This is a genomic window from Streptomyces blastmyceticus (assembly GCF_039521185.1).
In the GTDB taxonomy this organism is placed as follows: domain Bacteria; phylum Actinomycetota; class Actinomycetes; order Streptomycetales; family Streptomycetaceae; genus Streptomyces; species Streptomyces blastmyceticus.
On record NZ_BAAABW010000022.1, the window covers coordinates 101,875 to 115,342 of the forward strand.

General features: G+C 71.7%; 11 protein-coding genes. All 11 read right to left on the reverse strand.

The features are described 5' to 3' along the window. Window positions 1-10 precede the first annotated feature (10 nt). The 11 genes from ABD269_RS20100 to ABD269_RS20150 all read right to left on the reverse strand — a co-directional run bounded on the left by ABD269_RS20100 (window position 11) and on the right by ABD269_RS20150 (window position 13,374). The gene (locus tag ABD269_RS20100) at window positions 11-1,471 is read right to left on the reverse strand and encodes a glutamate synthase subunit beta (RefSeq protein WP_301888133.1); all 1,461 of its coding nucleotides are present in this window, start codon (window positions 1,469-1,471) and stop codon (window positions 11-13) included. Beyond that, window positions 1,464-6,041, reverse strand: a complete 4,578-nt coding sequence (gene gltB, locus ABD269_RS20105) for a glutamate synthase large subunit (protein ID WP_425572936.1) — start codon at window positions 6,039-6,041, stop codon at window positions 1,464-1,466. Before gltB ends, ABD269_RS20100 begins: the two co-directional genes overlap by 8 nt. 290 nt (window positions 6,042-6,331) lie before the next feature. After that, window positions 6,332-7,063 carry a VIT1/CCC1 transporter family protein gene (locus ABD269_RS20110; protein ID WP_116211206.1) on the reverse strand — a complete coding sequence of 244 codons (732 nt, stop codon included), beginning with the start codon at window positions 7,061-7,063 and terminating at the stop codon, window positions 6,332-6,334. A gap of 386 nt (window positions 7,064-7,449) precedes the next feature. After that, window positions 7,450-8,313: a prolipoprotein diacylglyceryl transferase gene (gene lgt / locus ABD269_RS20115; protein ID WP_344119652.1), complete on the reverse strand. Its 864-nt coding sequence runs from the start codon at window positions 8,311-8,313 to the stop codon at window positions 7,450-7,452. A 71-nt stretch (window positions 8,314-8,384) separates the two neighbouring features. Further along, on the reverse strand, window positions 8,385-9,164 hold the full coding sequence (locus ABD269_RS20120; protein WP_301888128.1) for a DsbA family protein: 780 nt from the start codon (window positions 9,162-9,164) through the stop codon (window positions 8,385-8,387). A gap of 63 nt (window positions 9,165-9,227) precedes the next feature. Then, window positions 9,228-10,043 carry a tryptophan synthase subunit alpha gene (gene trpA / locus ABD269_RS20125; protein WP_344119655.1) on the reverse strand — a complete coding sequence of 272 codons (816 nt, stop codon included), beginning with the start codon at window positions 10,041-10,043 and terminating at the stop codon, window positions 9,228-9,230. Then, window positions 10,043-11,290 (reverse strand): tryptophan synthase subunit beta, encoded by a 1,248-nt coding sequence (gene trpB, locus ABD269_RS20130; protein WP_301888124.1) that lies wholly within the window; start codon window positions 11,288-11,290, stop codon window positions 10,043-10,045. The genes trpA and trpB overlap by 1 nt, the downstream gene beginning before the upstream one ends. A gap of 50 nt (window positions 11,291-11,340) precedes the next feature. Further along, a complete protein-coding gene (gene trpM / locus ABD269_RS20135; RefSeq protein WP_301888123.1) occupies window positions 11,341-11,562 on the reverse strand; it encodes a tryptophan biosynthesis modulator TrpM in 222 nt (73 codons plus the stop codon). A gap of 8 nt (window positions 11,563-11,570) precedes the next feature. Further along, window positions 11,571-12,380, reverse strand: coding sequence for an indole-3-glycerol phosphate synthase TrpC (trpC, locus tag ABD269_RS20140; RefSeq protein ID WP_344119658.1), 810 nt, complete (start codon window positions 12,378-12,380; stop codon window positions 11,571-11,573). A gap of 161 nt (window positions 12,381-12,541) precedes the next feature. Continuing rightward, window positions 12,542-12,994, reverse strand: a complete 453-nt coding sequence (locus tag ABD269_RS20145; protein ID WP_344119761.1) for a DUF2752 domain-containing protein — start codon at window positions 12,992-12,994, stop codon at window positions 12,542-12,544. Between the two features lie 149 nt (window positions 12,995-13,143). After that, window positions 13,144-13,374 (reverse strand): HGxxPAAW family protein, encoded by a 231-nt coding sequence (locus ABD269_RS20150; RefSeq protein WP_301888118.1) that lies wholly within the window; start codon window positions 13,372-13,374, stop codon window positions 13,144-13,146. Between the last annotated feature and the right edge of the window lie 94 nt (window positions 13,375-13,468).

The following is a 13,468-nucleotide window of genomic DNA, read 5'->3' on the forward strand; positions in this document are numbered from 1 at the left end:
TGGGGGCCGGTCAGACCGTCAGTGCCCGGTCCGTGGGGCGCACCGGGGCCGGCAGTGTGCTGGCGCCGGTGAGGTAGCGGTCGACGCCGCGGGCCGCGGAGCGTCCTTCGGCGATGGCCCAGACGATGAGGGACTGTCCCCGCCCCGCGTCGCCGGCGACGAAGACGCCGGGGACGTTGGTGGCGTAGTCGGCGTCGCGGGCGATGTTGCCGCGCTCGTCGAGGCCGAGGCCGAACTGCTCGACGAGGCCGTTGTCGACGTCGGTGCCGGTGAATCCCATGGCGAGGGTGACCAGTTGGGCTGGGATCCGCTGCTCGGTGCCGGGCTTGGGGGTGAGCCTGCCGCCGGTGAACTCGACCTCGGTCAGGTGCAGCCACTGGACGTTGCCGTCCTCGTCGCCCTCGAAGTGGGTGGTGGAGACGGAGTAGACCCGCTCGCCGCCCTCCTCGTGGGCCGAGGTGACCTTGTAGAGCATGGGGAAGGTCGGCCAGGGCTGGTGCGGTGCGCGGTCCTCGCCCGGCCTGGGCATGATCTCCAGCTGGGTGACGGAGGCGGCGCCCTGCCGGTGGGCGGTGCCGACGCAGTCGGCCCCGGTGTCGCCGCCGCCGATGACGACGACGTGCTTGCCCTCGGCCGAGATCGGGGAGACCGTGAGGTCGCCCTCCTGCACCTTGTTGGCGACGGGCAGGTACTCCATCGCGAAGTGGACGCCCTTGAGGTCGCGGCCGGGGACGGGCAGGTCGCGGGAGGTGGTGGCGCCCGCGGCGACGACGACGGCGTCGTAGCGCTTGCGGAGCTTGGCGGCGTCGATGTCGCGGCCGATCTCCACCTCGGTGCGGAACTTGGTGCCCTCGGCGCGCATCTGCTCGATGCGGCGGTTGATGTGCCGCTTCTCCATCTTGAACTCGGGGATGCCGTAGCGCAGCAGGCCGCCGATGCGGTCGGCGCGTTCGTAGACGGCGACGGTGTGGCCGGCCCGGGTCAGCTGCTGGGCGGCGGCCAGGCCGGCGGGGCCGGAGCCGATGACGGCGACGGTCTTGCCGGAGAGCCGCTCCGGGGGCTGGGGGGTGACGTCGCCGTGGTCCCAGGCCTTGTCGATGATGGTGACTTCGACGTTCTTGATGGTGACGGCGGGCTGGTTGATGCCGAGGACGCACGCGGATTCGCAGGGTGCGGGGCACAGCCGCCCGGTGAACTCCGGGAAGTTGTTGGTCGCGTGCAGTCGTTCGCTGGCCGCCCGCCAGTCCTCGCGGTAGGCGTAGTCGTTCCACTCGGGGATGAGGTTGCCGAGCGGACAGCCGTTGTGGCAGAAGGGGATGCCGCAGTCCATGCAGCGGCCGGCCTGCTTGCTGATGACCGGGAGCAGGGAGCCGGGGACGTAGACCTCGTTCCAGTCCTTGACGCGTTCGCCGACGGGACGGGTCCGCGCGACCTCGCGGCCGGTGGTCAGGAAGCCCTTGGGGTCAGCCATGAGTCGCCGCCTCCATCATCTTCTCGTGGGTCTCGGTCTCGGAGAGACCCGCTCGCTCGGCGGCGTCCTTGGCGGCGAGCACTGCCTTGTAGGTGGCCGGGACGACCTTGCCGAAGCGGGTCACGGCCGTGTCCCAGTCGGCGAGGAGGGTGGCCGCGACGGTGGAGGCGGTCTCCTCGTGGTGGCGGCGCACCACGTCGTGCAGCCACCGCCGGTCGTCCGCGTCGAGGGTGTCGACGGCGGTGACCAGCTCCTTGTTGACGTTGTCGGGGGCCAGGTCGATGACGTAGGCGACGCCGCCTGACATGCCGGCCGCGAAGTTGCGCCCGGTCTCGCCGAGGACGACGGCTCGGCCGCCGGTCATGTATTCGCAGCCGTGGTCGCCGACGCCCTCGGAGACGACGGTGGCGCCGGAGTTGCGGACGCAGAACCGTTCGCCGACGCGTCCGCGCAGGAACATCTCGCCGCCGGTCGCGCCGTAGGCGAGGGTGTTGCCCGCGATGACGGAGTATTCGGCGAGGTGGTCGGCGCCGCGGTCGGGGCGGACGACGATCCGGCCGCCGGAGAGGCCCTTGCCGACGTAGTCGTTGGCGTCGCCCTCCAGGCGCAGGGTGATGCCGCGCGGCAGGAACGCGCCGAAGGACTGGCCCGCGGAGCCGGTGAAGGTGATGTCGACGGTGTCGTCGGGCAGCCCGGCGCCGCCGAACTTCCTGGTGACGCGGTGGCCGAGCATGGTGCCGACGGTGCGGTTGATGTTGCGGATGGGGACCTGGGCGCGTACGGGCCGGGCGTCCTCGGCGCTGTCGGCGGCGAGGGCGTCGGCGGCGAGCTCGATGAGTTCGTTGTCGAGGGCCTTGGCCAGGCCGTGGTCCTGCTCGGTGACGCGGTGCCGGACGGCGCCGGAGGGCAGTTCGGGGACGTGCAGGAGGGGGGCCAGGTCGAGGCCCTGGGCCTTCCAGTGGTCGACGGCCTGGGCGGTGTCGAGGAGCTCGGCGCGGCCGACGGCCTCCTCCAGGGTGCGGAAGCCCAGTTCGGCGAGGAGCTCGCGGACCTCCTCGGCGATGAACTCGAAGAAGTTGACGACGAATTCGGCCTTGCCGGAGAACCTCTCGCGCAGCACCGGGTTCTGGGTGGCGATGCCGACGGGGCAGGTGTCGAGGTGGCAGACGCGCATCATGACGCAGCCGGAGACGACCAGGGGCGCGGTGGCGAAGCCGAACTCCTCGGCGCCGAGCAGCGCGGCGATGATCACGTCGCGGCCGGTCTTGAGCTGGCCGTCGGTCTGCACGACGATGCGGTCGCGCAGGCCGTTGAGCAGCAGGGTCTGCTGGGTCTCGGCGAGGCCGAGCTCCCAGGGGCCGCCCGCGTGCTTGAGGCTGGTCAGCGGGGAGGCGCCGGTGCCGCCGTCGTGGCCGGAGATCAGGACGACGTCGGCGTGGGCCTTGGAGACGCCCGCCGCGACCGTGCCCACGCCGACCTCGGAGACCAGCTTCACGTGGATGCGGGCCGCGGGGTTGGCGTTCTTCAGGTCGTGGATGAGCTGGGCGAGGTCCTCGATGGAGTAGATGTCGTGGTGCGGGGGCGGGGAGATCAGGCCGACGCCGGGGGTGGAGTGCCGGGTCTTGGCGACCCAGGGGTAGACCTTGTGGCCGGGCAGCTGGCCGCCCTCGCCGGGCTTGGCGCCCTGCGCCATCTTGATCTGGATGTCGTCGGAGTTGACCAGGTATTCGCTGGTCACGCCGAAGCGGCCGGAGGCGACCTGCTTGATGCTGGAGCGGCGGGCCGGGTCGTGGAGCCGCTCGGGGTCCTCGCCGCCCTCACCGGTGTTGGACTTGGCGCCGAGCTGGTTCATGGCGATGGCGAGGGTCTCGTGGGCCTCGCGCGAGATGGAGCCGTAGGACATGGCGCCGGTGGAGAAGCGCTTGACGATCTCGCTGACGGGCTCGACCTCGTCGAGCGGCACGGGGGTGCGGCCGTTCTTGAGGGAGAACAGTCCGCGCAGCGTCATCAGCCGCTCCGCCTGGTCGTTCACCCGCTGGGTGTACTGCTTGAAGATGTCGTAGCGGCGGGCGCGGGTGGAGTGCTGGAGCCGGAAGACGGTGTCGGGGTCGAAGAGGTGGGGCTCGCCCTCGCGGCGCCACTGGTACTCGCCGCCGATGTCCAGGCGGCGGTGGGTGGCGGCGATGCCGGTGGCGGGGTAGGCCTTGGCGTGCCTGGCGGCGACCTCGCGGGCGACGACGTCCAGGCCGGCGCCGCCGATCTTGGTGGCGGTGCCCTGGAAGTAGGTGTCGACGAACTCCTCGTCCAGGCCGACGGCTTCGAAGACCTGGGCGCCGCGGTAGGAGGCGACGGTGGAGATGCCCATCTTGGACATCACCTTCAGCACGCCCTTGCCGAGGGCCTTGATGAGGTTGCGGATGGCGTCCTGGGCCTCCAGGCCGGGCAGGAAGGTGCCCGCGCGGACGAGGTCCTCGACGGACTCCATGGCCAGGTACGGGTTGACGGCCGCGGCGCCGTAGCCGATGAGCAGGGCGACGTGGTGGACCTCGCGGACGTCGCCTGCCTCGACGATCAGTCCGACCTGGGTGCGCTGCTTGGTGCGGATGAGGTGGTGGTGGACGGCGGAGGTGAGCAGCAGGGAGGGGATCGGGGCGTGCTCGGCGTCCGAGTGGCGGTCGGAGAGGACGATGAGGCGGGCGCCGCCCGCGATGGCGGCGTCGGCCTCGGCGCGGATCTCCGCGAGCCGGGCGGCGAGCGCCTCGCCCCCGCCGCCGACGCGGTAGAGGCCGGAGAGCGTGGCGGCCTTCAGACCGGGCAGGTCGCCGTCGGCGTTGATGTGTATGAGCTTGGCGAGCTCGTCGTTGTCGATGACGGGGAACGGCAGGGTGACGCTGCGACAGGAGGCCGCGGTCGGCTCCAGGAGGTTGCCCTGCGGGCCGAGGGAGGAGATCAGCGAGGTGACGAGCTCCTCGCGGATGGCGTCCAGCGGGGGGTTGGTGACCTGTGCGAAGAGCTGGGTGAAGTAGTCGAAGAGCAGCCGGGGGCGCTCCGAGAGGGCCGCGATCGGTGAGTCGGTGCCCATCGAGCCGAGGGGCTCCGCGCCGGACCCCGCCATGGGGGCGAGGATGACGCGCAGCTCTTCCTCGGTGTAGCCGAAGGTCTGCTGGCGGCGGGTGACCGAGGCGTGGGTGTGCACGATGTGCTCGCGCTCGGGGAGGTCGGCCAGGTCGATCAGGCCGGCTTCCAGCCAGTCGGTGTAGGGCTGTTCGGCGGCGAGCCGCGCCTTGATCTCGTCGTCCTCGATGATGCGGTGCTCGGCGGTGTCGACGAGGAACATCCGGCCGGGCTGGAGGCGGCCCTTGCGGACGACCTTGGCGGGCTCGATGTCGAGGACGCCGACCTCGGAGGAGAGGACGACGAGGCCGTCGTCGGTGACCCAGTAGCGGCCGGGGCGCAGGCCGTTGCGGTCGAGGACGGCGCCGACGAGGGTGCCGTCGGTGAAGGTGACGCAGGCGGGGCCGTCCCAGGGCTCCATCAGGGTGGAGTGGTACTGGTAGAAGGCGCGCCGGGCGGGGTCCATGGAGGCGTGGTTCTCCCAGGCCTCGGGGATCATCATCAGCACGCTGTGCGGCAGTGACCGCCCGCCGAGGTGGAGCAGCTCCAGGACCTCGTCGAAGGAGGCGGAGTCGGAGGCGTCGGGCGTGCAGACGGGGAAGGTCCGCTCCGGGCCGCCCGTGCCGAACAGGTCGCCGGCCAGCTGGGATTCGCGGGCGCGCATCCAATTGCGGTTGCCCTGGACGGTGTTGATCTCACCGTTGTGGGCGACGAAGCGGTACGGGTGGGCGAGCGGCCAGCTGGGGAAGGTGTTGGTGGAGAAGCGGGAGTGGACCAGGGCGATGGCGGTGGCGAAGCGCCGGTCGGAGAGGTCGGGGAAGAACGGCTCCAGCTGGCCGGTGGTGAGCATGCCCTTGTAGACGATGGTCCGCGCGGACAGCGAGGGGAAGTAGACGCCGGCCTCGCGCTCGGCGCGCTTGCGCAGGACGAATGCCTTGCGGTCCAGGGCGAGGCCGGCGTTGGCGCCGTCCGTGACGAACAGCTGGCGGAAGGCCGGCATCGTGGCGCGGGCGCCGTTGCCGAGCAGGTCGGGGGTGACGGGGACCTCGCGCCAGCCGAGGACGGTCAGGCCCTCCTCGGCGGCGATCGTCTCGACCTGCGAGACGGCCGCGTCCGCGGCGGGCGTCTCGGCGGGGAGGAAGGCGATGCCGACGGCGTAGGCACCGGCCTCGGGGAGGCCGAAGGCGACGTTCTCGCGGAGGAAGGCGTCGGGGATCTGGAGCAGGATGCCGGCTCCGTCGCCCGAGTCGGGCTCGGAGCCGGTGGCGCCCCGGTGCTCGAGGTTCCGCAGGACGGTGAGCGCCTGCTGCACGAGCGCATGGCTCGCCTCGCCGGTCAGGGTCGCGACAAAGCCCACGCCACAGGCGTCGTGCTCATTGCGCGGGTCGTACATCCCCTGCTGGGCGGGGTGGGATGCGGCAAACATGGGGCGCATCGGCTCTCCCGTCGTCGTCATGGCAGTCATGGCATGTGCATGTGCCGAGGGACGACGTTGGCCCTCTGCGAAAGAAATTTGGTGCAGGTTACATGATGGCCCGCTTCTCGGAAAGCGGATGCTCGGGTCCAGCATGTGGACTCTGCTGACGAGGTGGCGAGCCCCGGAAGCCGTGGGATCACCCGGCCCGGCAGCGCCGGACACAGCGCGGCGAGGGCGGCGTTGCCCGCTGCGCTTCCGGATTGTGCCCGATCGTCAAGGGCTTGAAACCGCGAGGTAACGCGCACGTTATGCGGCAGCCCGCATAAGCATCACCCCAACGCGGTGCCGAAAGCAATACCGAGGAGGTAAGTCACACCCGCCGCGGCACCGCCGAGCAGCAGCTGGCGCAGTCCGCTGTACCACCAGCTGCGCGCCGTCACCCGGGCCACGACGGCGCCGCAGGCGAAGAGGCCGGCCAGGGCCAGCAGCACGGCGGGCCACAGCTCGGTGGCGCCGAGGAGATACGGCAGGACGGGCAGCAGCGCGCCCAGGGCGAAGGAGCCGAAGGAGGAGACCGCGGCGACCATGGGCGACGGCAGGTCCGACGGGTCGATGCCGAGCTCCTCGCGCGCGTGGATCTCCAGCGCCTGCTCGGGGTCGCTCGACAGCTGCCGGGCGACCTCGCGCGCCAGCTCCGGCTCGACGCCGCGCGAGACGTACAGCGCGGCGAGCTCCTCCTGCTCGTCGGCGGGGTGCTTGCGCAGCTCGCGGCGCTCGATGTCCAGCTCGGCGAGCACGAGTTCACGCTGCGAGGCGACCGAGGTGTACTCACCGGCGGCCATCGAGAACGCGCCCGCCGCGAGCCCGGCCAGGCCGGTGATGACGACGGTCTGCGAGGAGGCGGAGCCGCCCGCGACGCCCGTCATCAGGGCGACGTTGGAGACGAGTCCGTCCATGGCACCGAAGACCGCGGGGCGCAGCCAACCGCCGTTCACATCGCGGTGCGTGTGATTGTCGCGATGGGCCACGTGGGGTGCCTCAACCGCATCGAGGACAGACATTGCTCCGGGTGCTCCCTTCCCCTCGGGGCGGGCACCGTTCGCTCGCCCCCTGCGTCGAAGGTACGCACGAACGCATGGCCCGCGCTAGCAAGGAAGGCCGAACTTACCTCTGTGACCTGCGGCTTTGTGGTGCGGGCCGAGAAATTGGGTGGGGAGCCGGGGCTGCCGGATGCCCGACTGAGCCCTGCCTCACGGGTTTTGTTCCCCAGCCCCGCCCCTTCCCGAACTGGGGCTCCGCCCCAGACCCCGGTCCTCAATCGCCGGACGGGCTGGATTTTCCAGCCCGTCCGGCGTTTGAGGACAAGCGGCGCAGCCGCTTCAGGGGGTCCGGGGTCTCCCCGGTTTCGGGAAGGGGCGGGGCTGGGGAACAAAGCCCGCCGCAGGCGTCAGGCCTTCTTCGCCGGTTCCTCCGAGGAAGCCGCCTCTTCGACCGCCGCCGGCTCCACGACCTGCTCCCGACCAGGGCACCGCTTCGCGGAGATGACCATGTAGGCGACCGCGCCGAGGAAGACCACGATCGACGTCCAGTCGTTGAGCCGCAGGCCGAGGATGTGGTGCGCGTCGTCGACACGGAGGTACTCGAACCAGAAGCGCCCCACCGTGTAGGCCGCGACATAGAGCGCGAACGCCCGCCCGTGTCCCAGCGTGAAGCGGCGGTCGGCCCAGATCACCAGGCCCGCGATGAGCAGGCACCAGAGGGACTCGTAGAGGAACGTCGGGTGGTACGTACCGGCGAGCCGCCCGATCGCGGGGTCCGCGTCGATCTTCAGGGCCCAGGGGAGGTCCGTCGGCTTGCCGTAGAGCTCCTGGTTGAACCAGTTGCCCCAGCGCCCGATCGCCTGGGCCACGGCGAGGCCGGGCGCCAGCGCGTCCGCCCAGGCCGGCAGGGGGATGCCACGGCGCCGGCAGCCGATCCAGGCGCCGACCGCGCCGAGCGCGACCGCGCCCCAGATGCCGAGCCCGCCCTCCCAGATCTTGAAGGCGTTGACCCAGTCGCGCCCGGCACCGAAATACAGCTCGTAGTCGGTGATGACGTGGTAGAGCCGGCCGCCGACAAGCCCGAACGGCACCGCCCACACGGCGATGTCGGCGACCGTCCCGGCCCGTCCGCCCCGTGCGATCCAGCGCCGGTTGCCGAGCCAGACGGCGACGAAGACGCCGATGATGATGCAGAAGGCATAGCCGCGCAACGGGATTGGTCCGAGATGGATCACTCCGGTCGACGGGCTGGGAATGTAAGCGATGTCCATGGCAGCACTGACGCTACCCTGCCGGGCCACGCGGACGGCAACCCACCCGGCACAACAGCTGCGTAACGCCCCTAGCCCTGCGCGGCCGCGACCAGCTGCCGCAGCTTGTCGGGGGTGAGCGGATTGGCCTGGTCCCCGTAGATGCTCTTGCCGTCGAGGAGGATCGTCGGCGTCGCGTGGTAGGCGGACTTGCTGAAGGTCTCCTGGGACTTCTTGACCCAGCTGTCGTGGGTGCCGTCGTCGACGCACTTGCGGAAGTCGGGGGTGTCCAGCCCCTGGACCTGCCCGGCCAGCTCGAGCAGGCGCGGCTTCTTGCCGTACTGGTCGTCGGTCTCCTCCGGCTGGTTCTTGTAGAGCACGTCGTGGTACGCGGCGAACTTCCCGGCGTCCTGGGCGCAGGCCGCCGCGTTGGCCGCGTTGAGGGAGCCCTTGCCGCCGAGGTTGTTGTCGATCAGGGTGACCAGGTGGTACTCGGCCTTGAGCTCGCCCTTGCCCTCCAGGTCGTGGACCGTGTCGCGGAAGGCGTTCTCGAACTGGCCGCAGCCGGGGCAGCGGAAGTCCTCGTAGACGGTCAGGGTGGCCTTCGCCGTGGACTTGCCGACCGGGATCATCACGGTGTCCTTGCCGGTGGCGCCCTGGGGGGCGACCAGCGGGCCGGCCTTCTCCTGCTTCTTGCCCTTGCCGGAGTGGGCCACCAGTGCCCCGATGCCGGCCCCGGCGCCGAGGACGGCCACCACGATCACGCCCGCGATGAGGGTCCGCTTGCGTTTGGCGCGGGACTCCTCCTGCTGGCGCTGTTCCTGCAGTCGCTCGCGGGCGCTGCGCTTCCCATCAGAGTTCTTCTGGCTCACGTCCCCGTAAACGAACCGGGGGCGCGGCTTGCGCGCCCCCGGTCGCCGGTTCCACCAAAAGAGTTAGCCGCGCTTGCGTACGCCCGCGGCCAGTTCACCCGCGAGGGTGCGGACGGCGGCGAGGCCGGACTCCAGGTCGGGGGCGTCCAGCAGGCGCTTGACGAAGGCCGAGCCGACGATGACGCCGTCGGCGAACTGCGCGACCTCCTGTGCCTGCCGGGCGTCGGAGACGCCGAGCCCGACGCAGACGGGCAGTTCGGTCACCGCGCGGGTGCGGCGCACCAGCTCCTGTGCCTCCTGCCCGACGGATTCGCGGGTGCCGGTGACGCCCATCAGGGACGCCGCGTAGACGAAGCCGCTGCCCGCCGCCGTGATCTTGGCGAGCCGCTCGTCCCGGCTGCTCGGCGCGACCACGAAGACCGTGGCCAGGCCGTGCTGCTCGGCGGCCTTCCGCCAGACCTCGGACTCCTCGACCGGGAGGTCGGGCAGGATGCAGCCCGCTCCCCCGGCGGCGGCGAGGTCGGCGGCGAACCGCTCGACCCCGTAGGCGTCGACCGGGTTCCAGTAGGTCATGCACAGCACCGGCGCGCCCGTCGCGGCGTGCGCCTCGCGGACCGTACGGATCACGTCGACGATCCTGATGCCGCCGCGCAGGGCGATGTCGTCGGCGGTCTGGATGACCGGGCCGTCCAGGACCGGGTCGCTGTGCGGCAGCCCGACCTCGACGATGTCGCAGCCGCCCTCGAGCATCGCGGTGATCGCCCGTACGCCGTCGTCGACGGTCGGGAAGCCGGCCGGGAGATAGCCGACGAGGGCCGCGCGGTTCTCCGCCTCGGCCGTCGCCAGCACGGAGCCCAGCAATTCGATGTTGCCCGCCATCAGTTGGCCCCCTCGCCCTGCTCGCCGTCGTACAGCCCGAAGTAGCGGGCCGCCGTGTCCATGTCCTTGTCGCCGCGCCCGGAGAGGTTGACCAGGAGCAGGCCGTCGGGGCCCAGCTCCTTGCCGACCTCCAGCGCGCCCGCGAGCGCGTGCGCGCTCTCGATGGCCGGGATGATGCCCTCGGTGCGTGAGAGCAGCCGCAGCGCCTGCATGGCCTCGTCGTCGGTGACGGCGCGGTACTCGGCGCGGCCGGTGTCCTTCAGATAGGAGTGCTCCGGGCCGATGCCGGGGTAGTCGAGTCCGGCGGAGATGGAGTACGGCTCGGTGATCTGGCCGTCCTCGTCCTGGAGGACGTAGCTGCGCGAGCCGTGCAGGATGCCGGGGGTGCCCGCGGTGAGGGTGGCCGCGTGCTCGCCGCTGGCGAGGCCGTGGCCGCCGGGCTCGCAGCCGATCAGGCGGACGCCGGTGTCGGGCAGGAAGGCGTGGAAGAGGCCGATGGCGTTGGAGCCGCCGCCGACGCAGGCCACGGCGGCGTCCGGCAGCCGGCCGGCCCGCTCCAGGATCTGCCGGCGGGCCTCGACGCCGATCACCCGGTGGAAGTCGCGGACCAGCGCGGGGAAGGGGTGCGGCCCGGCGACCGTGCCGAAGAGGTAGTGGGTGCGGTCGACGTTGGCGACCCAGTCGCGGAACGCCTCGTTGATGGCGTCCTTGAGGGTGCGGCTGCCGGACTTCACGGCGATGACCTCGGCGCCGAGCATCCGCATCCGGGCGACGTTGAGCGCCTGGCGCTCGGTGTCGACCTCGCCCATGTAGATGGTGCACTCCAGGCCGAAGAGCGCGCAGGCGGTGGCGGTGGCGACGCCGTGCTGGCCGGCGCCGGTCTCGGCGATGACGCGGGTCTTGCCCATGCGCTTGGTGAGCAGCGCCTGGCCCAGCACGTTGTTGATCTTGTGCGAGCCGGTGTGGTTGAGGTCCTCGCGCTTGAGGAACACCCGGGCGCCGCCCGCGTGTTCGGCGAAGCGCGGCACCTCGGTGAGGGCGCTGGGGCGCCCGGTGTAGTTGACCATCAGGTCGTTGAGCTCGGCCGCGAAGGCGGGGTCGGCCTTGGCCTTCTCGTATTCGGCGGCGACCTCGTCCACGGCGGCCACGAGGGCCTCGGGGATGAACTTGCCGCCGAACGCGCCGAAGTAGCCTTCGGCGCTCGGAATCTGACCCTCCGGGTCCGGGATGAAGAATTCGCTGGGCATGCCGGTCTCCTCAGGAGATGAGTGAGTTGACGTGATCGCTGAGCTGACGCTCAGCCACGCCATCGGCGCCCGTTGACCTGACCCGGCTCGCAGCCGATGTGGTACCTCACTCTGCGGCCCCGGACGCGGCGGGCCGGCGCGCGGCAGCCGCGGGGACGGCAGCCCCGGGCCAGGCGCGCGTAAGCGTCCTGGGCGGACGACCCGGCCGCGGGCACGCCGACGACGGCCGGGCGGCGGCCCGGCCCCGTGCGGCGGCTGCGGCGGGTGGTCATCCGGGGCGTCAGCCCCGCCCGTGCCGCAGCGCGGGGTGCGCGCCCGCGGCGACCAGGTCGGCCACCGCGCCCTTGGGGTCGCGGCCCGTCACCAGGGACTCCCCCACGAGCACCGCGTCGGCGCCGTCGTTGGCGTAGGCGATGAGGTCGTGCGGGCCGCGGACGCCGGACTCGGCGATCTTGATGATGTGGTCCGGGATCTCGGGCGCGACGCGGGCGAAGTTGCCGCGGTCCACCTCGAGGGTCTTGAGGTTGCGGGCGTTGACGCCGATGATCCGGGCGCCCGCGTCGACGGCGCGCTGGACCTCCTCCTCGTCGTGGACCTCCACGATCGGGGTGAGGCCGATGGACTCGGCGCGCTCGATGAGGGAGACCAGGGCCTCCTGCTCCAGGGCCGCGACGATCAGCAGGACCAGGTCGGCGCCGTAGGCGCGGGCCTCCCACAGCTGGTAGGCGGTGACGATGAAGTCCTTGCGCAGCACCGGGATGTCGACCTTGGCCCGGACGGCCTCCAGGTCGGCGAGCGAACCGCCGAAGCGGCGCTGCTCGGTGAGCACGCTGATGACGGCCGCGCCGCCCGCCTCGTAGTCCGCGGCGAGCCCCGCGGGGTCGGCGATCGCGGCGAGGGCGCCCTTGGAGGGGCTGGAGCGCTTGACCTCGCAGATCACGCTGACGTTCTCGCCGCGCAGGGCGGCGACGCCGTCCTTGGCCTGCGGAGCCTTGGCGGCCCGCTGCTTGAGCTCGTCGAGGGTGACGCGCGCCTGCCGCTCCGCGAGGTCGGCACGGACTCCGTCGATGATCTCGTCGAGCACACTCACGCGAGCGGCCCCCTTCCGGACTCGGATGGTCTGGGCTGGTGCGGCGGAATCTCCTCACCAGGCATTGTGATGGTACTTGCCACAGACCGAAGGATTCGCATCCGGTTGACGCCGGTCCTGTCACATGGCGTCATTCCCGGGTTTCGCGGGTTTCTCCCGCGCTACGGCTGCGGCGTCAGCCAGGGGCAGCACGGCAGGTTCCGCAGGACCGTGAACGCCAGCACCGCCGCCCCGACCGCCCACCAGTGGGGCGCGCGCAGCGGCAGTCGCAGGCCGTCCTTCCCGCGCAGCGCGGCGGCCACCCACGCGATCCACAGCGCGAGGAAGCCCGCGTACCCGGCGACGGCGAGCGCGTTCGCGTGCAGTGCCGTCCCGAGGTCGCCGTGGGCGAGGGCGTGGACTCCGCGCAGCCCGCCGCAGCCGGGGCAGTACAGGCCGGTCCAGCGCAGCAGTGGGCAGGCGGGGTAGTGGCCGGGCCGGTTGGGGTCGACGGCGCCGATCCAGGTGACGGCGGCGGCGAGCCCGGCGGCGACGCAGGCGGGGGCGGTGAGGCGGCGCACCGGGCCCGGGGCGGGCGCGGCGGTGCGGGGAGGTGCGGGCGCGTGGTCGTCCACGCGGCCCGTCGTACGGCCATCCGGCAGGCCGTCGGCGCGGTCCGTCACACGTCGCAGTCTGCGCCGGACAGCACGAAGGCGCAGCACGGGGCCCGCGTACGTTCGTCCGTACGGGCCCGGGCCGCGCCTTGGCGGGCGAGCGGGGTGGATCAGCCCTGGGTCTGGGGCTGGACCTTCGCGCGTCCCTTGGGCTCCGCGCCGTAGCCCATCAGGCGCATGATGCCGCCGACGACGCCGCCGAGCAGGATGATGCCGATGCCGGCCCAGAACCCGACCGGGTTGGCGATCACCATGAACGCACCGCCGACGCAGAAGCCGATGAAGGAAATGATGACACCGGTCCAGGCGGCCGGGGTGTGTCCGTGGCTGCTACCCGCCATGACTATGACTCCTCGTTGCTGTGGCGCGCCCGCGGGCGCGGAGAACGCTCATGGTCATTGTCCCCGACGCCCGGGGGTGCCTTGAGTTGGGGGT

Excerpts from the sequence above, each read along its gene's own strand:
- ABD269_RS20100 (WP_301888133.1), bottom strand. The coding sequence starts at position 1,471 with ATGGCTGACCCCAAGGGCTTCCTGACCACCGGCCGCGAGGTCGCGCGG.
- gltB (WP_425572936.1), bottom strand. The coding sequence starts at position 6,041 with ATGACGACGACGGGAGAGCCGATGCGCCCCATGTTTGCCGCATCCCAC.
- ABD269_RS20110 (WP_116211206.1), bottom strand. The coding sequence starts at position 7,063 with ATGTCTGTCCTCGATGCGGTTGAGGCACCCCACGTGGCCCATCGCGAC.
- lgt (WP_344119652.1), bottom strand. The coding sequence starts at position 8,313 with ATGGACATCGCTTACATTCCCAGCCCGTCGACCGGAGTGATCCATCTC.
- trpA (WP_344119655.1), bottom strand. The coding sequence starts at position 10,043 with ATGGCGGGCAACATCGAATTGCTGGGCTCCGTGCTGGCGACGGCCGAG.
- trpB (WP_301888124.1), bottom strand. The coding sequence starts at position 11,290 with ATGCCCAGCGAATTCTTCATCCCGGACCCGGAGGGTCAGATTCCGAGC.
- trpM (WP_301888123.1), bottom strand. The coding sequence starts at position 11,562 with ATGACCACCCGCCGCAGCCGCCGCACGGGGCCGGGCCGCCGCCCGGCC.
- ABD269_RS20150 (WP_301888118.1), bottom strand. The coding sequence starts at position 13,374 with ATGGCGGGTAGCAGCCACGGACACACCCCGGCCGCCTGGACCGGTGTC.